General features: G+C 69.9%; 23 protein-coding genes. 7 read left to right on the top strand and 16 right to left on the bottom strand.

What is annotated here, in order from left to right:
• Positions 1-19: 19 nt before the first annotated feature.
• The 9 genes from ACZ3HL_RS19370 to ACZ3HL_RS19330 form a co-directional block, all read right to left on the bottom strand.
• Positions 20-121: a 30S ribosomal protein bS22 gene (locus ACZ3HL_RS19370; protein ID WP_007030867.1), complete on the bottom strand. Its 102-nt coding sequence runs from the start codon at positions 119-121 to the stop codon at positions 20-22.
• A 145-nt stretch (positions 122-266) separates the two neighbouring features.
• Positions 267-482 carry a helix-turn-helix domain-containing protein gene (locus tag ACZ3HL_RS19365; RefSeq protein WP_016330918.1) on the bottom strand — a complete coding sequence of 72 codons (216 nt, stop codon included), beginning with the start codon at positions 480-482 and terminating at the stop codon, positions 267-269.
• A 193-nt stretch (positions 483-675) separates the two neighbouring features.
• Entirely contained in the window at positions 676-1,491 is an 816-nt protein-coding gene (gene proC, locus ACZ3HL_RS19360) for a pyrroline-5-carboxylate reductase (protein WP_465532616.1), read from the bottom strand.
• A gap of 104 nt (positions 1,492-1,595) precedes the next feature.
• Positions 1,596-2,426, bottom strand: a complete 831-nt coding sequence (locus tag ACZ3HL_RS19355) for a thioesterase family protein (protein ID WP_340684904.1) — start codon at positions 2,424-2,426, stop codon at positions 1,596-1,598.
• A gap of 141 nt (positions 2,427-2,567) precedes the next feature.
• Positions 2,568-3,365 carry a sugar phosphate isomerase/epimerase family protein gene (locus tag ACZ3HL_RS19350; protein WP_465532614.1) on the bottom strand — a complete coding sequence of 266 codons (798 nt, stop codon included), beginning with the start codon at positions 3,363-3,365 and terminating at the stop codon, positions 2,568-2,570.
• 22 nt (positions 3,366-3,387) lie between these two features.
• The gene (locus ACZ3HL_RS19345; protein ID WP_465532612.1) at positions 3,388-4,920 is read right to left on the bottom strand and encodes a hypothetical protein; all 1,533 of its coding nucleotides are present in this window, start codon (positions 4,918-4,920) and stop codon (positions 3,388-3,390) included.
• Between the two features lie 105 nt (positions 4,921-5,025).
• On the bottom strand, positions 5,026-6,015 hold the full coding sequence (locus tag ACZ3HL_RS19340; protein ID WP_465415681.1) for a Ppx/GppA family phosphatase: 990 nt from the start codon (positions 6,013-6,015) through the stop codon (positions 5,026-5,028).
• Between the two features lie 82 nt (positions 6,016-6,097).
• Positions 6,098-6,787 (bottom strand): response regulator, encoded by a 690-nt coding sequence (locus ACZ3HL_RS19335; RefSeq protein ID WP_465532610.1) that lies wholly within the window; start codon positions 6,785-6,787, stop codon positions 6,098-6,100.
• Positions 6,784-8,016 carry a sensor histidine kinase gene (locus ACZ3HL_RS19330; RefSeq protein WP_465415685.1) on the bottom strand — a complete coding sequence of 411 codons (1,233 nt, stop codon included), beginning with the start codon at positions 8,014-8,016 and terminating at the stop codon, positions 6,784-6,786. The genes ACZ3HL_RS19335 and ACZ3HL_RS19330 overlap by 4 nt, the downstream gene beginning before the upstream one ends.
• A 281-nt stretch (positions 8,017-8,297) precedes the next feature.
• On the opposite strand from ACZ3HL_RS19330, the gene ACZ3HL_RS19325 reads away from it, so the two are divergent.
• Both ACZ3HL_RS19325 and ACZ3HL_RS19320 read left to right on the top strand, forming a co-directional pair.
• A complete protein-coding gene (locus ACZ3HL_RS19325; protein WP_465415687.1) occupies positions 8,298-8,945 on the top strand; it encodes a DNA-binding response regulator in 648 nt (215 codons plus the stop codon).
• On the top strand, positions 8,942-9,859 hold the full coding sequence (locus tag ACZ3HL_RS19320; RefSeq protein WP_465532608.1) for a hypothetical protein: 918 nt from the start codon (positions 8,942-8,944) through the stop codon (positions 9,857-9,859). The genes ACZ3HL_RS19325 and ACZ3HL_RS19320 overlap by 4 nt, the downstream gene beginning before the upstream one ends.
• 69 nt (positions 9,860-9,928) lie before the next feature.
• Here the strand turns inward: ACZ3HL_RS19320 and ACZ3HL_RS19315 are convergent, their stop codons facing one another.
• From ACZ3HL_RS19315 to ACZ3HL_RS19285, 7 genes are all read right to left on the bottom strand, one after another.
• Positions 9,929-10,678 (bottom strand): phosphoglyceromutase, encoded by a 750-nt coding sequence (locus tag ACZ3HL_RS19315; RefSeq protein WP_465415691.1) that lies wholly within the window; start codon positions 10,676-10,678, stop codon positions 9,929-9,931.
• A 622-nt stretch (positions 10,679-11,300) separates the two neighbouring features.
• Complete coding sequence (locus ACZ3HL_RS19310) at positions 11,301-12,215, bottom strand: DUF4349 domain-containing protein (RefSeq protein ID WP_465532606.1); 915 nt, start codon at positions 12,213-12,215, stop codon at positions 11,301-11,303.
• A 67-nt stretch (positions 12,216-12,282) separates the two neighbouring features.
• The gene (locus ACZ3HL_RS19305) at positions 12,283-12,798 is read right to left on the bottom strand and encodes a type III secretion system chaperone family protein (protein WP_034310547.1); all 516 of its coding nucleotides are present in this window, start codon (positions 12,796-12,798) and stop codon (positions 12,283-12,285) included.
• Entirely contained in the window at positions 12,795-14,099 is a 1,305-nt protein-coding gene (gene mshA, locus ACZ3HL_RS19300) for a D-inositol-3-phosphate glycosyltransferase (RefSeq protein WP_465415697.1), read from the bottom strand. The genes ACZ3HL_RS19305 and mshA overlap by 4 nt, the downstream gene beginning before the upstream one ends.
• A 21-nt stretch (positions 14,100-14,120) precedes the next feature.
• Entirely contained in the window at positions 14,121-14,933 is an 813-nt protein-coding gene (locus tag ACZ3HL_RS19295; protein ID WP_465532604.1) for an alpha/beta fold hydrolase, read from the bottom strand.
• Between the two features lie 90 nt (positions 14,934-15,023).
• Positions 15,024-16,199, bottom strand: coding sequence for a L,D-transpeptidase (locus ACZ3HL_RS19290; RefSeq protein WP_465415701.1), 1,176 nt, complete (start codon positions 16,197-16,199; stop codon positions 15,024-15,026).
• Positions 16,200-16,411: 212 nt separating this feature from the next.
• Positions 16,412-17,464 carry a UDP-N-acetylmuramate dehydrogenase gene (locus ACZ3HL_RS19285; protein WP_465532602.1) on the bottom strand — a complete coding sequence of 351 codons (1,053 nt, stop codon included), beginning with the start codon at positions 17,462-17,464 and terminating at the stop codon, positions 16,412-16,414.
• A gap of 26 nt (positions 17,465-17,490) precedes the next feature.
• Between ACZ3HL_RS19285 and ACZ3HL_RS19280 the strand changes: the two genes are divergently transcribed.
• The 5 genes from ACZ3HL_RS19280 (at position 17,491) to ACZ3HL_RS19260 (ending at position 21,160) form a co-directional block, all read left to right on the top strand.
• The gene (locus tag ACZ3HL_RS19280) at positions 17,491-17,988 is read left to right on the top strand and encodes a DUF2505 domain-containing protein (RefSeq protein ID WP_465415705.1); all 498 of its coding nucleotides are present in this window, start codon (positions 17,491-17,493) and stop codon (positions 17,986-17,988) included.
• Entirely contained in the window at positions 17,970-18,767 is a 798-nt protein-coding gene (locus ACZ3HL_RS19275; RefSeq protein ID WP_465415707.1) for a class I SAM-dependent methyltransferase, read from the top strand. Before ACZ3HL_RS19280 ends, ACZ3HL_RS19275 begins: the two co-directional genes overlap by 19 nt.
• Before the next feature lie 63 nt (positions 18,768-18,830).
• A complete protein-coding gene (locus tag ACZ3HL_RS19270) occupies positions 18,831-19,490 on the top strand; it encodes a DedA family protein (RefSeq protein ID WP_465415709.1) in 660 nt (219 codons plus the stop codon).
• Positions 19,468-20,352 (top strand): formyltetrahydrofolate deformylase, encoded by an 885-nt coding sequence (gene purU, locus ACZ3HL_RS19265; RefSeq protein WP_465532600.1) that lies wholly within the window; start codon positions 19,468-19,470, stop codon positions 20,350-20,352. Before ACZ3HL_RS19270 ends, purU begins: the two co-directional genes overlap by 23 nt.
• 178 nt (positions 20,353-20,530) lie before the next feature.
• Positions 20,531-21,160: a pyridoxamine 5'-phosphate oxidase family protein gene (locus ACZ3HL_RS19260; protein WP_034310533.1), complete on the top strand. Its 630-nt coding sequence runs from the start codon at positions 20,531-20,533 to the stop codon at positions 21,158-21,160.
• The last annotated feature ends 51 nt before the right edge of the window (positions 21,161-21,211 follow it).

The following is a 21,211-nucleotide window of genomic DNA, read 5'->3' as shown; positions in this document are numbered from 1 at the left end:
GCCACTCACCGGCTGTGTCTTACTTGCCGGCCTTCCTACGCTGAACGCGCGTCCGGCGCAGCAACTTGCGGTGCTTCTTCTTCGACATGCGCTTACGGCGCTTCTTGATCACAGAGCCCATCGTGAGCGCTCCTTCCTTCGTCGTCGGTCACGCTGCCCGGCGCAGCGTCCAACGGGTGGAGCGCACAGGCACGAGCGGTCTTCCAGGGTACTCGCGCCCCGGAAGACGCCCTCGGGCGGGCACGTCGTACCCCGCGAAACGAGCCTCAGCCCACGTCGAAGTACGCGCCCTGCAGATATTCGTGAACGGCCTTTTCGGGAACTCTGAACGACTTCCCGACGCGCACCGCGGGCAACTCGCCCGAGTGAACGAGGCGGTAGACGGTCATCTTGGAGACCCGCATCAGCGTGGCCACCTCGGCGACCGTCAGGAACTGGACCTGGCCCACTGAAGGCAGGTCATCCTTCTTGTTCGGCGGCATGATTCACCGTGTCCTTCGACACGTGTCGCGCCACGAGGCTTCCCCACCTGTGGTATCGACACGCACGTGCTCTCCTGAGAGTAGCGGGACACGTGTGGCTAAAGCGACGCGAGTCACCGAGATGGGCCCGTCCGACTACGCATTTAGTCCTCTGGATGCGGGGGTTCGCCGTCGAACCACCGCATCCAGAGGACTAAATGCGGGGGTCGTGGGCGGCGCCCAGCTCGGTCGAGCGGTCCTTCGCGGCCTCGATGGCGGCCAGCAGCGCCGCGCGGACGCCGTGCTTCTCCAGCTCGCGGATGGCGTTGATGGTCGTCCCGGCGGGCGAGGTGACGGCTTCGCGCAGCAGCACCGGGTGCTCGTCGGACTCGGCGAGCATCTTCGCCGCCCCGACCGCCGACTGGATGATCAGCTGCCCGGCGAGCGCGCGCGGCAGGCCGAGCAGGATACCGGCGTCGATCATGGCCTCGACCAGGTAGAAGAAGTACGCGGGCCCGGAGCCGGACAGCGCCGTGACGGCGTCCTGCTGCGACTCGGGCACCTCGACGACCTGCCCGACGTGCGACAGCAGGTCCTTCACCACCGCGATGTGCTCGGCGGTCGCGTGCGCCCCCGCGGAGACCGCGCTCATCGCCTCTCCGACGAGCATCGGGGTGTTCGGCATGACCCGCACCACCGGGACGCCGTCGGCCAGCCTGCGCTCGTACAGGGCGGTCGGCAGGCCCGCGCACAGCGAGACCACCAGCGACTCCGTGCCGAGCAGCGGCGCGAGCTCGTCCAGCACCGGTTCGATGTCCTGGGGTTTGACCGCGACGACCAGCACGTCGGCCCGGCGGGCGGCGTCGGCGACGGTGACCCCGTGCACGCCGTAGCGCTCGGTCAGCTCGGCCGCGCGCGCCGGATACCGCTCGGTGAACAGCAGGTCGCCGGGGCTGTGCCCGCCGTGCAGCAGGCCCGAGAGCAGGGCCTCCCCGATCTTCCCGGCACCCAGAACCGCGATCACACTCATGCCTTCTTCTTCCCGTACTGGGTCACTTTCCGTCGCATGAGCGGGCACTGTGCTGATGATTCGCTCGCAGGCTCACTCATGCCGTTCAGCGTGCCAAACCGCCGTCAGCCCCCGGGCGCCGGGGCGAGCGCCAGCTGCCGCGCCTGGCAGACGAGCCTGCCCTGCGAGTCGACCACGAGCGCGTCCGAGTCGAACCAGGCCTCGTGCACCGACTGGCTCTGGACGAGCACCCGCAGCCAGCCCGGCGCCGGCCGCGTGCGCAGCAACGCGGTCAGCTGCACGGTCGGCGCCCAGCCGACCCGGCCGAGGTTGTAGACCACCGGCGGGTTCACGTCGCTCGCGAGCAGGGCGAAGAACGGATCCGCGAGCCCGTGCCTCGGCCGGACCCACAGCCGGATCCTCGGCGGGTCCCCGATCCGGCCGTGCAGGTAGCCGACGCTCGCGGGATCGAGCCGGACCTCGCAGCCCTTCGCGAGGTTGAACAGGCCTTCGGAGGTCTCACCGGTCATGGGTACCGCGCCGGGCGGCGGCTCCGCGGGCATGGCGGGGACGTCGGTCCACTCCGGGCGCCGCATCGGCAGCCGCCCGGTGGTCACCCTGGCCTCGACGCAACTGCGGCCCCGCTGCTCCAGCGTGACCGCGACGACCGAGGCGCGCCTTCCGACCTTCCGGACGTCCATGCGCAGCAGCACCGGCCCCACCGCGGGCGGATGCAGGAACTCCGCGCTGATCGCGAGCGGCTCGGACGGCGGCTCGCCGCGTTCGTGGAGGAAGGTGAGGGCGGCCCGTGCCATCAGTGCCATCAGGAAGCCGCCGTGGGGGTGTCCACCGATCGACCATTCGGTCCGCAGGACCGCCGTGAAAGTGCCGTCACCCAGCGATCTCGTCGCGCACGCCGCGTCGAAGGAGGTGCTCGTTTCGTCGGCCGCGCTCACCGAGCACTGACCCAGGCCACGAGCCGATCCATGGGGGTGCGGGAGATCAACAAGCGCAGCTGGTTCACGGTCGGAACTTTACGTGTACCAGCGCCTCGGGCGCAGTGAGGAATGAATCTCCGCACCCGGAGACGATCTTTGTCACTGACCGAGGTGCAGCCTCGCGAACAGGAGTGACTCCGCGAGGTCCCGTGACCGCTTCGCCGCGCTCGGCGATCGCCGGGTGTTGATCTCCAGCACGACCTGTCCGGAGAAGTCGCTGTTCACGAGCTTTTCGAGCAGTTCGGCGCAGGGTTCGATCCCGCGGCCGGGCACCAGGTGCTCGTCCTTCGGCAGGCCCGTGCCGTCCGCCAGATGGACGTGCGCGAGCCCGGACCCCATCCGTTCGGCGAGCGCGAGGGCGTCCATCCCGGCTGCCGCTGTATGGGACAGGTCGAGCGTGTAGTGGCGAAACCCTACGTCCGTAGGGTCGATCGAGGGCCGGAACGCCGACACGCGGGACGTCCGCGAGCCGCCGGGCGGGCGGACCTTGAACATGTTCTCGACCGCGATCTCGATCCCGCTGTCTTCTTCGAGCTCGTCGACGAGGTCACCGAAAGCGTCGCCGTAGCGGCGCTGCCACCGGAACGGCGGATGCACCACGACCGTGCGCGCGCCGAGCTCCTGGGCCGCGTCCACGGACATCCGCAGGCGGACCTCGGGATCCGGAGACCACACACGCTGGGTGATCAGCAGCGAAGGCGAGTGGATCGACAGCACCGGCACGCCGGTGCGGCGCGCCCAGCGGCGCAGCGCGGAGACGTCCTGGCTGACCGGGTCCGCCCAGACCATCACCTCGACACCGTCGTAGCCGAGGTCGGCGGCCAGCTCGAACGCCGTGCCCGCCCGCAACGGCCAGACGGACGCCGTCGAGAGACCTACCGGAATCTGCTGAACCATTCCGGCATCCTTCCCGAGGCCGCTAACGCGCGACCAGCAGGAGTGCGGCCGGTGAGACCGTCACCACCAGTCCGACCAGTACCGCGAGCACCAGGGTCTGGAGATCTTCCGCCTTGCGGATCTTCCGGACGATCCACACCAGCGCGACGATCACCAGCAGCGCGGCGACCAGCGCGGCGGCGGGGATGTTCACCCACAGCCAGTTGAAGCCCAGCCAGACCCCGGCGCCGCCGACGACGCCGAGGGCGAGCTGACCGGCCAGCGCCAGCCACTGCTTGCCCGGCGAGACCTTCTCGGCGGGCGCCGCGGGCTCGTCGTCCTCGACGACATCGTCGACGCTGTCGTCGTAGTCGTCCTCGTAGTCGTCGGCGCGGTAGCCGTAGTCGTCGCGGCCGAAGTCCGGGCCGCCGTCCGGATAGGCCGGGTCGGCGAACTCGCGCTCGTACTCGTCGAGGTTGTCCTGCCGTTCTCGGTCGTCGAGCGAATGCGGCGGCACGAAGGGCATCGGTGCGGGGTGCCCCATGGTCGGGGGGCCCGCGTCGAACGGGTCCGGCTCGGGGTCGGCGTCCGGTTCGACGGGCGCGACCGGGGGCGGAACCGGCGGGATCCCGCCGATCTCGGTGTCCTCGGACTGCACCTTCTGCCTGCGCTTGCGCCAGCCGGCGAGGCCGGCGGGCGGTGCCGGCGGTTCCACCGGTGCGGGTGCCTCGGGTTCGACCGGCGCCTCGTCGCCGACGGCGGCGAACTGTTCGGTGCTCGGCTCGGCCTTCGGCTGAGGCGGGCGCGCCGCGGGACGGCGGCGCCGCGCCGGCTGGGCCGGCGGCGCCGCGAACGCGCCGCTCGCCATCGGGCCCGGCTGGTCCTGGACGTCTTCGGCCGGTGTGTCGAGGCCCCCGTCGAGCCTCGCCGACAGCCCGGAGGACGGAGGTCCGGCGGGCGGCTCGGGGCGACGGCGGACCGGTGGCACCGCGCCGCGGGTCTCCTCCGGGCGGGGACGGCCACGCGGCGGCAGGCCCTCCGAGTCCGGCGGGCGCTGCTGGTAACCGGACTGCTCCTGCGGCGGAGTCGGCCGCACGAACTGACCCGACTGCTGCGGCGGGCGCTGCTGGTAACCGCTCTGCTCCTGCGGAGGCGTGGGCCGTACGAATTGCCCGGATTGCTGCGGCGGGCGCTGTTGATAGCCGCTCTGCTCCTGCGGCGGGCGCACCGGCGGCGTCTGCCGGGTCGGAGTGGACGCGACGTTCGGCGGCACCGGCAGCGGCGCCGAGTCCTGCTGCGGCTGCGGAAGCGGGCGCGCTCCGGAGTCTTGCGGGCGCGAGCGGCGCGGCGGACGGTTGGCGGGCGGCGGGGTGTCGCCGGACACCCTGTCGATGATCGCCTGCGGCGCCGTGTCGCTCACCGACGGCGTGCGCCGCCCGCGAGTGGGCTCGGGAGCCTCGTCGTCGTCGGCCGCGCGGCGTCGCCTGCGGCGCCCGCCCTCGGGCTGGGCTCCGTGCTGCGCGAGCAGCTCCGCCACGGTCTTCTGTGGCTGGCCGCTCTCTGTCTCGTCCGTCATACCGTGCAGTCCAATGCGCGCTCCAGCCGTTGCGAACCGGCACGCGACGGGGCATCGGCGGCGTCGCGCGCGCTATCCACCGTCATCCGCATTTCCGTCACCTCTTCACCGTGCCCGTTCTCCGTCGACTAAGTCCAGTCGGGCGCTGCCGCCCACAGTCTCGTCCGCACCGTTCGAATGGTCCAGCCGTCGAAGGATGACACCTTCTCGCAGCGCCCACGGACAGATCTCCAGTTCTTCCAGGGAAAGCGCCCGCATGGTGGCTTGTGCGACGAGCGCGCCCGCCACCAGCTGATGCGACCTGCTCGCGCTGACCCCTTCGAGTTGTGCCAGGTCATGGGCGGTCATCCGGGAGATGAACGCGATGAGCTGGCGCAACGCGGTGTCGGTCAGGGTACGGCGCACATGCGGCCCGCTGGCCGACGGCGCCGCTCCGGTCAGCCGGGCGAGCGACCGGAACGTCTTCGACGTCGCCACGACACGATCGGGTTCACCCAATTTGGCGACCTTCTTCGCGAGCGGGGTGAGTTGTTCTTCGAGCCACGCCGAAGTCGCGATCAGCTCCGACCGGGTGGGCGGATCGTGCTGGAACCGCGTCCGGGTGGTCCGGCCCGCGCCCAACGGCAGTGATTCGGCCAGATCCGGCTCCTCGTCGCGGCCCATCGCGACCTCCAGGGAGCCACCGCCGATGTCGAGCACCAGCAGCTTCCCCGCCGACCAGCCGAACCAGCGGCGGACGGCGAGGAAGGTGAGCCGGGATTCGTCGATCCCGGAAAGCACCTGGAGTTCGACGCCGGTCTGTTCCTGGACCTTCGCCAGCACCTTCGGGGCGTTCTTGGCTTCGCGGACCGCGGAAGTGGCGAACGCCATGACCTCTTCGCAGCCGAGCCGGGCCGCGGCCGCCTTCGCCGATTCGACCGCTCGCACGAGGCTGTCCGCGCCCGCGCGGCTCAGGTCGCCGTTGCGGGTGATCTGCTCCGCGAGCCGGAGGACGGCCTTTTCGGAATGCATCGGGGTCGGGTGGGCGCCACGGTGGGCGTCGACCACGAGCAGGTGGACGGTGTTGGAACCGACGTCGAGTACCCCTAGGCGCACGAGCGTCTACGGTACCCGCCCCCACGTCAGGTCACGAAACCGTAACCGTGATCTGTATCGCAGGAGGCGGGTACCGGACCTGTCACGTCTCGAACTTGTAGCCAAGGCCACGGACGGTGACCAGGTGCCGGGGCGAGCCCGGGTCCGGTTCGATCTTCGACCGCAGGCGCTTCACGTGGACGTCGAGCGTCTTGGTGTCGCCGACGTAGTCCGCGCCCCACACCCGGTCGATCAGCTGCCCGCGGGTGAGCACCCGGCCCACGTTGCGCAGCAGGTACTCGAGCAGGTCGAACTCCTTCAGCGGCAAGGAGACCTCCTGGCCGTCGACGGTCACCACGTGCCGCTCGACGTCCATCCGCACCGGCCCGGCGGCCAGCACCAGCGGTGCCAGATCCCCTTCGGCGCCCGGCTCACCACCGCGGCGCAGCACCGCCCGCACCCGCGCGATGAGCTCGCGGGCCGAGTACGGCTTGGTGACGTAGTCGTCGGCGCCGAGTTCCAGGCCGACGACCTTGTCGATCTCGCTGTCGCGCGCGGTCACCATGATCACCGGTACCGCGGAACGCTGCCTGAGCTGCTTGCAGACGTCGGTGCCGCTCATCCCGGGAAGCATGAGATCGAGCAGGACGATGTCGGCGCCGTTGCGGTCGAACTCCTCGAGTGCCTGCTGCCCCGTCACGGCGACGGCGGCGGTGAAGCCCTCTTTGCGGAGCAAGAACGCGAGCGGATCGGCGAACGACTCTTCGTCCTCGACGATGAGAACCCTCGTCACAGGTTTCCTCCATGGTCGGGGCTTTCTTGCCCTGTTGCCACGAGACGGGGTGTCCGCTCGGGGGTCTTCTCCGGCCGGGACGCCGGCGGAGCCTGTTTCGCGGGCGCGGCCGGTTCGGCGGGGATGTGCGCGGGGATCCGCAGGGTGAAGGTCGACCCGGTGCCGGGACGGCTCCACAGGCCGACCGAACCGCCGTGGTTGGCGGCCACGTGCTTGACGATCGCCAGCCCCAGCCCGGTGCCGCCGGTCGCCCGCGACCGTGCCTTGTCCGCGCGGTAGAACCGCTCGAAGACGCGCTGCTGCTCGTCCTCGGCGATACCGATACCGCGGTCGGTCACCGCGATCTCGACCTTCCCGTCGACCAGCCGCCTGCTGATCGACACCGGGCTGCCCGGCTGCGAGTACGCGACGGCGTTCTCCAGCAGGTTCGACAGCGCGGTGACCATCAGCGTCCGGTCGCCCTCGATGAGGAGCCCGCTGGCCGCGTCGGTGGTGATGGTGATCTCGGCGGATTCCGCCGAAAGCGTCGTCCTGCCGAGCGCCTCGCGGACGACGGCGTCGACCTCGACGACGTTCAGATCGGGCAGCCGTTCGGCGCCCTGGAGCCGCGACAGCGCGATCAGTTCGGTGACGAGCTGGCCGAGCCGCGTCGATTCGCGGAGGATCTTGCCGCCGAAGCGGCGGACCTCCTCGGTGTCCTCCGCGGCGTCGAGGACGGCCTCGGTGAGCAGCGCGATCGCGCCGACCGGCGTCTTCAGTTCGTGGCTGACGTTCGCGACGAAGTCACGCCGGACGGCTTCGAGGCGGATCGCCTCGGAGTGGTCGACGGCCTCCACCACGGTGAACCCGTCGCCGAGCGGGCGGACCTCGCCGAGGACGGCCTCGGGCTGGCGTCCCCTCGCCTCCAGCGGGGAGAGGTCGATCTCCATCGGTTCGTCGGTCTCGACCACCTGCTCGGCGGCCTTGCGGGCCCGCGGATCGGCCTGGTTGACCTTCACCAGCCCGAGTTCGTAGGCACGCGGATTGTGCAGGACCATGTCCCCGAACTTGTTGAGGACGACGACGCCGTTGTTGCTGGACCGCACGAGGCGTTCGAGCAGTTCGGCCACGGTGGGGCCGGCCGGCCTCCGCTCCTCGCGGCGGGTGCGGCTCCTCGCGATCAGGAAGCCGAAAACCACACCGACGATCAGTCCGCCGACGGCCAGGGCGAGTGCAACAGGCGTGGTCACAGGGGAATCGTAAGCGCGTGGGTAGTCTTTTGGCCTAGTCCCGGCCGCGTACTCGTGATGCCTATGACACCTGGGGACACCCTGTTCGCCTGCAGGTCAGACCTCGTTCACGTGGCCGAGACCTCCTGGGTGAGGCGGGTCACCCGAACCGGGGACATCGGTACCGGCTCGTGCCCGGATCACGACTTTCGTCGTGACTATCCGAACCGTGTTCTGCCCACTCACCGGCGAATAGCGACGTTCCCGTCACGGCTGCCGGGGAATGTTGGAAGACTGTCGCCGTGGAACTCGTCAGTGACATCTCCCTGATTCGCGGAGAAGAAGAGCTGTTCGACCGGACGGCTCATCTGTTCGTCGCGGCGACCGACATCGCGTGCGCGGCCGACGACCTCTACACCTGGGCGCTTTCCCGGCCGTCGCTCACCCGGCAGGGTGAACGGCTCGTCCGCGACAAGCGGATCCGGAAGCTGTACCGCCCCGGCGTCCTGCTGAACGAGCAGACCGCGCGGCACCTGCACCACCTGTCCGAACTCGGCGCGCAGATCCGGATCGGCACCGAGGAGATCAACGAGACGATCCTGCTCGACGAGCGGGTCGCGATCATGGCGGGCGACGAGGGCAAGGCGGTCCGCTCCTACAGCGTCATCTCGCGCCCCGAACTGGTGCAGGGCATCCTGTCGCTGTTCGAAACCGCCTGGCTGGCGTCCACCACCCTGGAGACGTTCGACGCGCGGTTCGCCGACATCCGGACGGAGGCACCGCAGATCCTCGAGTTCCTGACCACCGGCTGCAAGGACGAGAAGGCCGCGAAGAGCCTCGGCATGGGCGTTCGCACCTATCAGCGTCGCGTCTCGGAACTGCTGGTCGCGCTCGGCGTGACGTCGCGGCTCCAGGTCGACGCGCGGGCGCGGGAACTCGGCCTCTTGTGAGGCGCTGGGCGGGGCTCGTCGCGCTGCTCGCGCTCGCGGGCTGCACCACCGCGGTCTCCGGGACCGCCCGGCCCGAGCCGGAAACCCCGCCATCGAACCTCGCGCTGGTCGATCCGGCGCGGACTGCCGCCGTGCTCACGGCGGTGAAGACGGCCACCGAAGCGGTGTTCTCCTACGACAGCACGGCCGTGCCCGCGTACGAGAAGGCGATCGCCGACAACCTGACGCCGGACGCGCGTGACGAGCTGGCGAAGCTGTTCGCCGAGGTCCGGAAATCGGCGGAACCGATCAAACTCGTGACGCGGGTGATCGTCTCGGCCGCGGTCGACGAGACGCCGGACAAGGCGCGGGTGCTGACCGTGCTCGACCAGAGCAGCACCAGGGCCGGCGCCACCAGCAAGGGCATCGCGTCGGTGCTGCTCGCGACCGTGCGCGAAGGCGACCGCTGGCGGATCGGCAAAGTCGAAGTGAACCCGTCCGCGCCCTCGCCCGCGGCGGAGGAACCAGGCGCCGGCGACCGGGTGTTCGCGAGGGTGCGGGATTCCGCCCGCGACGGCGCCCTCCGCGCCGCGGAAGCTCTGCTGAACGTGGATCCGGCCGACCCCGAAGGCACGTACGCCCGCTACGAGTCCGTGTCGACCGGGCAGTTGCTGACCCAGTTCCGGCAGGACAAGGCCGGGCGGCTGAACCAGATCCGAGCCGGCGGCACGAAGGCGACGCCGGCGCCGAATCCGGCGGCCGCGGTCATGGAGGTCGTGGACGACAAGGCGAGCGTGCTGCTCTGCGCGACGACGGACGTCACGGACGCGGCCGGGCAGGCGACGAAGCGGTACCTGCCGATCGTCCTGCGCCTCCAGCGGCTGCCCGAGGGCTGGAAGGCCGCGGGGGTCGAGTCGGTCCAGCCCCTGCCCTGACGCAATTCGTCCTCTGAATGCGGTGGTTCGAGGGCGAACTACCGCATTCAGAGGACGAAATGCGTGGGTCTAGCGGCCCTGGTTGGCGACGGCGGCCGCGGCTTCCTTGGCGGCCTCCGGGTCCAGGTAGGTCCCGCCGGCGGTGACCGGCTCGAGGTCCTCGGTGAGGTCGTAGCGCAGCGGGATGCCGGTCGGGATGTTGAGCCCGGCGATCGCGTCGTCGGAGATACCGTCGAGGTGCTTCACCAGCGCGCGCAGCGAGTTGCCGTGCGCGGCGACCAGCACGGTCTTGCCCGCGCGCAGATCCGGCACGATCTCGGACTCCCAGTACGGCAGCAGCCGCGCGACGACGTCCTTGAGGCATTCGGTCAGCGGGGCGGCGTCGCCGAGGTCGGCGTAGCGCGCGTCGCCCACCTGGCTGAACTCGTCGGCCGGGTCGATCGGGGGCGGCGGGGTGTCGTAGGAACGGCGCCAGAGCATGAACTGCTCCTCGCCGAACTCGTCGAGGGTCTGCTTCTTGTTCTTGCCCTGCAGCGCGCCGTAGTGCCGCTCGTTGAGGCGCCAGTCGCGCTTCACCGGGATCCAGTGCCGGTCGGCGGCGTCGAGCGCCAGGTTGGCGGTCGAGATCGCGCGGCGCATCAGCGACGTGTGGACGACGTCCGGCAGCAGGCCGGACTCCGCGAGGAGCTGCCCGCCCTTGCGCGCCTCCTGCTCGCCCTGCTCGGACAGCGGCACGTCCACCCAGCCGGTGAACAGGTTTTCGGCGTTCCACGTGCTCTGCCCGTGACGCAGCAGCACCAGAGTCCCAAGCTCAGCCATGGGGTTCAGCCTGCCAGAGTGAGCGGAAGCGCCGGTCAGAGGGCCGCGCTTCGCCTTCCTTCTACGGAGAGTGCGTTACCCGCGAGTAACACCTTCACCCGTCCAGAAGACGGGCCGCCAACAAGTCCCGATCCCCGGAAATCAGGCTGCACTCCGTTATCCCCGTTTTTCAAATTCACTCGAACGGAGTAACCGGTAGTCTTGTGATTACAGGTGGAGATCTGACAGGTTGACTACGTCCCGCGCGGCCGGATTCCACGCACTCCCCGGTTCGACGCGGGTGACGACCGCGACTCGTCTCCCCCCTGCCGAGTCGCGGCGCCCGCCGGCCCCGTTGGCATCCCCCTCGTCACCGGGTCCACCTTGGCGGGAACTTCAGCGGGGCGGCTCGAGATCGCGACTCCCCCCTCCCTCGAGCCGTCCCGCCTGTTCATTTTCGGGGCCCTTGTGACCGAACGGACGACACGCGTGCTGGGATGGACGACACGCGTGATTGAGCGGACGACACTCCGGCCGCGATCGTGTCGTCCATCCAGTCACGCGTGTCGTCCGCCGGATCACGCGTGTCGTCCGTTCAGTCACCTGACGTCGCCGGAACTACGCCTCGGGGGCTCGTCGGGGCTCAGTCCAGCGGGGGCGCGGACGGCAGATCCGAAGCGGTCGCCATCGCGGGCTCCGCCGGACGGCGCCGCTTGCGCAGCCACCACACCAGCGCGGCCGCGGGGACCCCGAAGACCAGCAGGAACGGCGCCATCGCGCCGAGCACGGTCAGCAGGCCGCCACCGAAGGTCAGGAACGCGTCCCAGCCGTCGCCCAGCCCGCCGAGGAACCCGCTGCGGGATTCCTCCGCCGCCGCGACGGTCTCCGCCTTCACCTGGAGGGAGATCGTCGACATGGCGACGCTTCCGGCCAGGCTTTCACGCCGCTTCTGGAGCGACTCGAGCTCGGCCTCCCGGCTCGTCAGCTCACTCTCGACCGAGGCGATCTCCGAGACCGACGTCGCCCTCGCGAGCAGCGCGCGGATGCGCTCGACGCTCGCCCGCTGGGTGGCCAGCCGCGAATCGACGTCGACCATCTGCTCGGTCACGTCCGTCGCGGTGACCTCGCGTTTGATCTGCTTCCCGAGCTTCCCCAGCTGGTCCAGCACACCGTCGAGACGCTCGGCGGGCACGATGACGTTGACCGACGCCCGCTTCTCCTGGGTGCTCTCCTGCCCCGTGTAGCCGGCGGCGCCCTGGGTGATGACGCGCACCTGGGAGATCACGTCGGCGACGTTCGGCGCGGTGAGTTCCAGGCTCGCCGTGCGCACCAGCTTGCGGTCGGCGATCCCCGGCTGCCCCGCCGGCGCCGGGGCCTTGCCCGATCCCGCGCTGTCGGTGGCTTCCTTCTTGGGCCCGCCCTGGTTCGGCGCCGCCTGCTTGGTGTCGGCCGACATCGGCATCGCGGCGGATTCACTGCTGCCGGAATCGTTCGCCGAACAGCCCGCCAGTGCCAGCACGATGCCGGCGGCGGCGACCCATCTCATTCGCTTGCGCATCAAACCGTCTCCCTCCAGTGTCGCGGAAAGAGACGGATCCGGATCCGGTGCCGTTGCACCGTTCGGGTCACGAGTCGGTCAAGGCTCCGGGTTCGTGTCCGTTCGAAGGTTCGACGAGATGTTTGAACGCCTGCAGGTTCGCGAGCGACTCGCCGCGGGAAACGCGCCAATCCCATTCGCGTTTGATCGATTCCGCGAATCCGAGCTCCAGCAACGTGTTGAAATCGCCGTCGGCGGCTTCCAGCACCTGCCCGAGGATCTTGTCCAGCTCGGACTCGGTGACCGTGTCCAGACCGAACCGGCCGACCAGGTAGATGTCGCCCATCGCGTCCACGGTGTAGTGCACGCCGTACAGCTTCGCGTTGCGGCGCAACAGGAACCGGTAAACGTCCTCATGGGACTCATCGGGACGGCGGCAGACGAAGGCTTCGACGGCGAAGGCGTGGTCCCCGGCGACCAGCCAGCAGTTGGTCTGCAACTTCTTGGTACCGGGCAAGGTGACGAAGTACTTTCCCTCGCCACGCCTTTCGTATTCCAGGCCCGCATTGTCCAAAGAGGACCGCAAGGTCTCGTCGAGCGTCAAACCGCCACCTCCGCGCGCTGTTCGAGGGCACGCCGGAACGCGCCGGTCGCCTGAGCGTACGTGTCGAGCAACCGGTCCGTCGTGCGACGCCAGGAGAAGCGCCGCGCGTGGACGACGGCGTTGGCCGAAAGCTCGGCGCGCCGCCCGGGCCGCAGCGCGACGTTCGCGAGCGCATCGGCCCAGTCCTTCGCGTCGTGCGAAGGCACGAGCAGCCCGGAAACCCCGTGCGGCACCGCGACCGGCAGCCCGCCGACCTCGGCCGCGATCACCGGTGTCCCACAGGCCTGCGCTTCGAGCGCGACCAGCCCGAACGACTCGTTGTAGCTCGGCACGGCGACGATGTCGGCCGCGCGGTAGACGTCGACCAGCGACTGGCCGGGCTGCGGCGGCATGAACCGGGTCTGTTCCTCGATCCCGAGGGAGACGGCCAGCTCGCGCAGGGCCTGCGGCTGCTCCAGCCCGGTCCCGGACGGGCCGCCGACGATCAGCACCACCAGCCGCGACGCCAGCTCGGGCCGCTCGCGCAGCATTTCGGCCGCGGCGAGCAGGAGGACGTCCGGCGCCTTCAACGGCTGGATGCGGCCCGCGAAGGCCAGCACGATCGCGTCCTGCGGCAGGCCCAGCGCCCGGCGCGCGGCGGGCCGGGATCCGGGGGTGAACCGGTCGAGGTCGACACCGGGCGGGATGGCGTGCACGGAATGCGGGTCGGCGTCGTACAGCTCGATCAGCTCGCGGGCCTCGACGCGGGTGTTCGCCACCAGGCAGTCCGCCTCCTCGACGACCTGCTCCTCACCGATCACGCGGGTGCGCGGCTCCGGGGTGTCGCCGTCGGCGAGCGCGGCGTTCTTGACCTTGGCCAGGGTGTGCGCGGTGTGCACCAGCGGCACGCCCCAGCGGTCGCGGGCGAGCCAGCCCGCCTGGCCGGAAAGCCAGTAGTGCGAATGGATGAGGTCGTAGTAGCCCGGCTCGTGGAACGCCTCGGCCCGCAGCACCCCGGCGGTGAACGCGCACAGCTGCGCGGGCAGCTCGTCGCGGCCCAGCGGCTCGAACGGCCCGGCGGGGATGTGCCGGACCAGCACGCCGGGCGCCAGCTCGGCGACCGGGGGCTGATCCGAGGAGGTCGCCCGCGTGAACACCTCGACCTCGACGCCGCGACGGGCCATCTCGGTGGCCGTCTGGCTCACGTAGACGTTCATGCCGCCGGCGTCGCCGGTACCCGGCTGTTCCAGCGGAGAGGTGTGCAACGACAGGACCGCGACGCGCCTGGGCGCGGCGTCGAACCCGTGCAGGGGGATCGTCACCTGGTCAACACTCCCGAAGTCCTACTGATCGGCGAACCGGCGCAGTAGATCACCGAACTCGTCCGCCGCTTCGGCGAACGGCAGATGCCCCACCTCAGGTAGCCAACGCACGACGGCCCCCGGAATCTTCCCGGCCGCGTACTCCGCCGACGTCGGATCGATCACAGCGTCCGCGAGACCATGGATGATAAGTGCCGGTTTGTCCAGATCGCGAAGGACGTCCTCGCTCCCGATGTCGCGCCGGAACAGCGCGGAGCGCACCGCGGGCGGGGTGGAAAGACAGGCGCCGAGCAACGACTGGGCGAGCGTGCCGGAGACCGGGGCGGCGGTCATCCGCCCGCTGAACTGCACCAACGCGGGAATCGCGACCGCCGGATCGTCCGAAAGCACCGCCGGGATGGCCTCGCGCATGGCGGGCCCGACCTTGCCGCCGGGCCGGTCCTTGCCGATTTCTGTGATGGCGCCCACAAAGACGACGCCACCGAGCCTCGACGAGCCGTGTACCCGGAGGTAGTCGGTGATCACCAGCCCGCCGTAGGACCAGCCGACGACGATCGCGTCTTCACCGGCGAAGTCGAGGACCGAGGCGAGGTCTTCGGCCCAGACCCGCGGATCGTCGTAGCCGGCGGAGGGCACCTCGGAATCGCCGTGACCGCGCAGATCCATCGCGACCAGGCGGAATCGCTCGCTGAGCGCGGGATCCGCCAGCTGCGGCGCCCAGGCCTTGGCGGACTGGGCCCAGCCGTGCACGAACACGATCGGACGGGTGTTCTCGGCGCCCTCGACCCACAAGCCGATCCGGGTCCCGCCGTAGCCGACTACCTCGGTCTTCATGGGCGTCAGCCTATGAGGTTCCGGAATGCGTGCGGCTCGTGAGTGGCAAGGACGGTTAGAACCGTCCTTGCCACTCACGAGGCCGACCGGCTACTTGACCGCCGAGAGTGCCTTCCAGGACTTCCAGTCGTAGAACCAGTCCTTGACGTCCGATTTGGTCGGACTGCCCAGTTTCGACCCGGTGATCTCGACCGGGTCGCCGATCATCGCCGTGTCGAAGTACTTCTTCGCGTCCGCCTCGAGCAGGTTCACGCAGCCGTGCGAGGTGTTGGCCTTGCCGATGTTCGCCGCGTTGTCCTGGTTCTCGTGGATGTACTCGCCGTTGTTCGAGATCCGGCAGGCCCACTTCTTGTTGACGTTGGTGTAGCCGTAGCGCGCGTTGTCGAACCGCGCCGTCGGCTCCTTCGTCATCACGATGAACGTGCCGTTCGGGGTGTTGCGCTGGACGTCGGAGTCGAGCCCGTTCGAGCACGGGTAGCTCGCCGATTCCGCGCCGCCCCGGTAGACCTTCATCACATGGTCCGGGGTGTGGATCTTGACCACCTGGTTGCGGCCGATCTTGAACTCGGTGGTCACGTCGGCCTTGCCGTACGCGCCGCCGCCGAGCGCGACGCCGTAGAGCTTCGCCTCGACGTTGACCTTGATGTTGGCGGGCCAGTACTCCTTGGGCCGCCAGTCGACCTGCGTGTCCGACAGCCAGCCCCAGGAGCCCTCGACGTCCTTGTCGGTCTTCACCTTGAGCGCCTTCTCGGCGGCCGCCTTGTCCTTGACCGGGGACGCGAACTTCACGCTGATCGGCATCGCGACGCCGACCTCGGCGTCGTCGGTCGGGTTCAGCGTGGCGCGAATCTCCTTGGCGGGTTTGACCGTGCTGAACGAGCCCTTGAACTCGGCCGGCTTGTCGTCGCTGCCGGTGGCCTTCGCGGCGTAGGTGTACGTCTTGCCGTAGCCGAGGACCTCGGTACTGGTCCAGGTGAGCCCATCGGGGGAAAGCTCACCCTTGACCTCCTTGCCGTTGTCCCCGGTGACCTTGACCTCGGTGAGCTTGCCGTCGGCGACCTTCACCACGACGGGCGTCACCACGGAGGCGTCCTTGGCGTCGGCGGCGGGTTCGGCGGTGATCTTGGCGACCGGGGCGGCGTTCTGCTCCGCGCCGCCGCTGCCTTCCGGTTTGGCGTTGCCGTCTTCTCCGCTGGAGCAGGCAGCGGCCAGCATGGCCGCCCCCGCGGCGAGCGCGGCCTTGAACACCGTGCGCCGTTCGATCACTAGTACCTCCCATGAAGATCCCCGCGAGCCCCTACCCGCTCAGCGCTGGGAACCTCTCCGACGTTACCCGCGGCGACGGAACTCACCCGCGCCCCTCACGGGGATAGACGCACGGGGACGGCGCGGGGTTGTTCACCTCCCGCATTTAGTCCTCTGAATGCGATCTTTGCGCGTGCAAGTACCGCATTCAGAGGACTAAATGCGGGAGGGGGTCAGAGCGAGCAGTTGATCAACAAGGGTTCCGGGTGCAGCGAAACGCCGAAGCGAGCCTCGACGCCGTCGCGCACTTCGCGCGCCAGAGCGAGAAGGTCCTCAGTCGAGGCTTTGCCGCGGTTCGTGAGCGCGAGCGTGTGCTTCGTCGACAGCGAGACCCTGCCGCCGGGCCCTTCGTGCCCCTTCGCGAACCCGGCCCGCTCGATCAGCCACGCGGCGGACAGCTTCGTGCCGCCCGGCGCCGGGTACTGCGGCACGCGCACGTCCTCGCCGACGACCTCCACGATCCCCGCCAGCACCTTCGCCAGCCGCGTCTCCCCGATGATCGGGTTGGTGAAGAACGAGCCCGCGCTCCACGTGTCGTGATCGTCGGCGTCCAGGACCATGCCCTTGCCGCGACGCAGCCCGAGGACGGCTTCGCGGGCTTCGGCCGCCGGGACCCGGTCACCGATCTCGACGCCGAGCGTGCGAGCGAGTTCGGCGTAGCGGATCGGCGCGGAGAGGCCGTCTTCGGTGACCTTGAAGCGCACGGTGAGCACGACGCCCGCGTCGGTCCCCTTCAGGATCGACGTGCGGTAGCCGAAGCCGAGCTCTTCGGCACTCAGCGTGCGGATCTCGCGGGTGGCACGGTCGTAGAGGTCGACCGAGACCAGGGATTCGGCCACCTCGCAGCCGTACGCGCCGACGTTCTGGATCGGCGTCGCGCCGACCGAACCGGGGATCCCGGACAGGCATTCGAGCCCGCCGGCGCCGTCGGCGACCAAACCCTCGACGAAACCGTCCCAGTTCTCCCCCGCCGCGACCTCGACGAGATCCCCGTCACGTGTCCAGCCGCTGGTGCCGACCTTCAGCACCGTGCCCTCGAAGCCTTCGTCGGAGACGACGAGGTTCGAGCCGCCGCCGAGCAGCAGGACCGGCTCACCGGCTTCGTCGGCCTCGCGGACCGCGTCGACCAGGGCCCGCACGGTCTTCGCCTCGGCGAAACACCGGGCCTTGCCGCCGAGGCGCAACGTCGTGTGGTCGGCGAGGGTGGGAGTTTCGGCAGTGCTCACGCCCGTGAACGGTACTGTCTGGCGCCATGGCCTCCCGTATCGAGCACCGATCGACGTTCTCCGCAGACCTCGCGACCACGTTCGACGCGGTCGCCGGCGAGGCGGCGCTGCGGGCGAGGCTGGAGGAGATCGGCGGCGACGACGCGGAGCTGCTGGAGTACGCCCCGGCCGGGGACGGTGTGCGCTACAAGCTGCGCCAGGGCATCAGCTCGGACAAGCTCCCGTCGGCCGTGCGGACACTGCACCGGGGCGATCTGATCGTCGAGCGAGAGCAGACCTGGAAGACCGCCGGGTCCGGCTACACCGGCACCGCGACGGCGTCGGTGTCGGGCGTGCCGGGTGAGATCACCGCGAAGACGTCGCTGACCGGCGAAGGCGAGCGGACGACGCTGGTCAACAGCGGCGAGGTCAAGGTGCGGATCCCGTTCGTCGGCGGGAAGCTGGAGGGCGTGATCGCCGAACAGGTCACCAAGCTGCTGGAACGCGAGGCCGAATTCGTCGCGAAGTGGCTGGCCGAGCGCTGAAACCGGTCGGGGCACCGACACGGGGCACGACCAACCCCAACCGGCTCCGCCGCGTCGACCGATGGCTCGCGAGCGACCCTGACGTGACCCGGCTGCTGCACCGCGCGGACGAACCGCTCGTGGTGGACCTCGGCTACGGCGCCTCACCGGTGACCACGGTCGAGATGGCACGACGGCTGCGCACGGTCCGGCGCGACGTCCGGGTGCTGGGCCTGGAGCTGGACGCCGAACGGGTCGCCGTCGCGCAGACCGCCGTCGACCGGCCGTGGCTGGACTTCCGGCGCGGCGGTTTCGAACTCGCCGGGACGCGGCCGGTGCTGGTGCGCGCGTTCAACGTGCTGCGCCAGTACGACGAGGCCGAGGTCCCGGGCGCCTGGTCGCTGATGCTGGACGCGATGGCGCCGGGCGGACTGCTCGTCGAAGGCACCTGCGACGAGATCGGGCGGCTCAGCACCTGGGTCGCGGTCGGCTCCGGCGGGCCGCGCAGCCTGACCCTGTCCGTTCATCTCGCCAGCCTGGAACGTCCGTCCACAGTGGCCGAACGCCTGCCCAAGATCCTCATCCACCGCAACGTTCCCGGCGAACGAGTCCACGAACTACTGTCCCTTTTGGACATCTGCTGGGCGACGGCGGCGCCACACCAGAACTTCGGCGTCCGCGCCCGCTGGGCGCATGCCGTCCATCTGCTCACGGCCCGGGGCTGGCCGGTGCTGAACCGGCCGTCGCGGTGGCGGCTCGGTGAACTCACCGTGCCGTGGTCCTCGGTGGCCCCGGACTAGGAATTCACCGGTCGAACCCCGCTCCGTCACCCCAAAGCGACCTGCGGTGATCACCATGGAACCGTGGAACTGCTGGAGTACGTCACCGGGCTGCTCGAGGGCACGCTCGGATCGCCCTGGCTGTGGGTGATCGTGTTCCTGGTGTCCGGGTTGGACGCACTCCTGCCGTTCATGCCGAGCGAGACCACCGTCATCACCGTCGCCGTCCTGATCGGCACGGACTTCCCCCAGCTGGCGCTGCTCGCGCTGGTCGCCGCGCTCGGAGCCTGGCTGGGCGACTGTCTCGGCTACACCGTCGGCGCGGCCGCGGGTCCGCGAGCACTCGCCCGCCTGCAGCGCGGCCCGGACGGGGTCCGGCGCTACGAATGGGCGAAGATCCAGGTGCGGCGCAACGCCGTCCTGCTGATCCTCGCCGCCCGCTACCTGCCGGGAGGCCGGGTCGCGAGCGGGCTCGCCAACGGCAGCCTCGGCTATCCGCCGCGGAAGTTCGTTCCGCTCGACGCCCTCGGCGCGAGCATCTGGGCGGTGTACAGCGTCCTCATCGGTCTCGTCGGCGGAGCGGCCTTCGCGGACGAGCCGGAGAAGGGCCTTCTGCTGTCCTTCGCGCTCGGCCTGCTGCTGGTCGCGGCGATCGAGGTCGGGCGGCGGGTCCGTGTCCGGATACTGACCCGGCGCCGCGCGGCGGCCGGGACCAGCGACAATGGAGTCCGTGTCGAACCCTGAACGTCGCTATGTGATCTCCTTCGGCTGCCCTGACCGCACCGGCATCATCGCCCGCATCTCGGGCTTCCTCGCCGAACACGGCGGTTGGATCGTCGAAGCGGCGTACCACACGGACCCCGACACCGGCTGGTTCTTCACCCGCCAGGTCGTGCGCGCCGACTCGCTCCCGTTCGACGCCGCCGAACTGCGCACCCGCTTCGCCGAAGTCGCGAAGTCGCTTTCGGCCGAATCGAGCTGGCAGGTCAGCGACACCGGTGAGCGCCGTCGCGCCGTGATCCTCGTCTCCAAGGCCGGGCACTGCCTCTACGACCTCCTCGGCCGCGTCGCCTCCGGCGAACTGGACGTCGACGTCGCCGCCGTCATCGGCAACCACGCTTCGCTGGGCGACATCACCCGCGCCCACGGCATCCCGTTCCACCACGTCCCGTTCCCCGCGGGTGACGCGGGCGCCAAGGCGTCGGCGTTCGCCGAAGTGCGGAAACTCGTCGACGAGCACGACCCGCACGCCGTCGTCCTCGCCCGGTTCATGCAGGTCCTGCCGCCGGAACTCTGCGAGGCGTGGGCCGGGCGGGCGCTCAACATCCACCACAGCTTCCTGCCGTCGTTCGTCGGCGCGCGGCCGTACCACCAGGCCCACGCGCGCGGGGTGAAGCTCATCGGCGCGACCTGCCACTACGTCACCGCGGACCTCGACGCGGGGCCGATCGTCGACCAGGACGTCATCCGGGTCGACCACGGCGACTCCGTCGAGGACATGGTCCGCAAGGGCCGCGACATCGAGAAGGTGACGCTGGCGCGCGGGCTGCGGTGGCACCTCGAAGGCCGCGTGCTGGTGCACGGGAACCGGACTGTCGTGTTCTAGGCGCTGTCCTGTGGGTCTGTTCGATGGGCTTCGTGATCCAGGTGGTTCCTGGCGGTGCGGGCGGGTCGGCCTCGTACCGGGTCGTACTCGGCCGAGCCCGCCCGTGCCGTCAGGGAGCACCTGGGCGCGAAGACCGCGGACAGACCCACAGGACAGCGCCTAGTGGTTCACTGGGGTCATGGGGACCTCAGAGATCAAAGTGATCGAGACGCGCGAAGCGCTGCGTGAGCACCTCGGCCACCCGGCCGAGCGCACCAAGGGGAAGATCATCCCCTTCCTCGATCCGCACGCGCGCACGCTGATCGAGCACTCGCCGTTCTACCTGCTGGCGACGGCGTCGTCCGACGGGACCTGTGACGTCTCCCCGCGGGGCGACCCGGCCGGTTCGGTGAAGGTGCTCGACGACAAGACGCTGGTGCTGGCGGACCGCCCGGGCAACAAACTGCTCGACAGCCAGACCAACATCCTCGAGAACCCGCACGCCGGGCTGCTGTTCCTGATCCCGGGGATGAACGAGACGCTGCGGATCAACGGCCGCGCGAAACTGGTGGCGGACGCGCCGTTCTTCGACGACCTCGTGGTCAAGGGGAAACGGCCCGCGCTGGCGATCATGGTCGAGGTCGAAGAGCTGTACATGCACTGCGCCAAGGCTTTCCTGCGGTCGTCGCTGTGGAAGCCGGAAACCTGGCCGGAGCGCTCCAGCCTGCCGACCGCCGGCCAGATCTTCCGTGACCAGATGAAGCTGGACATGTCGGCGGAGGCGCTGGACGCCGCGCTGACGGAAGGCGCGCTCACGACGCAGTACTGAGAGCTGAAGGACGCTTTCCTCGCATGAGACGCGGGGAAAGCGTCCTTCAGC

It is taken from the genome of Amycolatopsis sp. NPDC000009 (assembly GCF_055563465.1).
The sequence above is the reverse complement of the archived record's forward strand: the minus strand, read 5'-3'. Positions and strand labels throughout refer to the sequence as shown.

Bases quoted from the DNA above. Each gene is read 5' to 3' on its own strand.
- ACZ3HL_RS19280 (WP_465415705.1), top strand. From the start codon at position 17,491: ATGGCCTCCCGTATCGAGCACCGATCGACGTTCTCCGCAGACCTCGCG.
- ACZ3HL_RS19260 (WP_034310533.1), top strand. From the start codon at position 20,531: ATGGGGACCTCAGAGATCAAAGTGATCGAGACGCGCGAAGCGCTGCGT.
- proC (WP_465532616.1), bottom strand. From the start codon at position 1,491: ATGAGTGTGATCGCGGTTCTGGGTGCCGGGAAGATCGGGGAGGCCCTG.
- ACZ3HL_RS19345 (WP_465532612.1), bottom strand. From the start codon at position 4,920: ATGACGGACGAGACAGAGAGCGGCCAGCCACAGAAGACCGTGGCGGAG.
- ACZ3HL_RS19315 (WP_465415691.1), bottom strand. From the start codon at position 10,678: ATGGCTGAGCTTGGGACTCTGGTGCTGCTGCGTCACGGGCAGAGCACG.
- ACZ3HL_RS19370 (WP_007030867.1), bottom strand. From the start codon at position 121: ATGGGCTCTGTGATCAAGAAGCGCCGTAAGCGCATGTCGAAGAAGAAG.
- ACZ3HL_RS19350 (WP_465532614.1), bottom strand. From the start codon at position 3,365: ATGGTTCAGCAGATTCCGGTAGGTCTCTCGACGGCGTCCGTCTGGCCG.
- ACZ3HL_RS19365 (WP_016330918.1), bottom strand. From the start codon at position 482: ATGCCGCCGAACAAGAAGGATGACCTGCCTTCAGTGGGCCAGGTCCAG.
- purU (WP_465532600.1), top strand. From the start codon at position 19,468: ATGGAGTCCGTGTCGAACCCTGAACGTCGCTATGTGATCTCCTTCGGC.
- ACZ3HL_RS19310 (WP_465532606.1), bottom strand. From the start codon at position 12,215: ATGCGCAAGCGAATGAGATGGGTCGCCGCCGCCGGCATCGTGCTGGCA.
- ACZ3HL_RS19295 (WP_465532604.1), bottom strand. From the start codon at position 14,933: ATGAAGACCGAGGTAGTCGGCTACGGCGGGACCCGGATCGGCTTGTGG.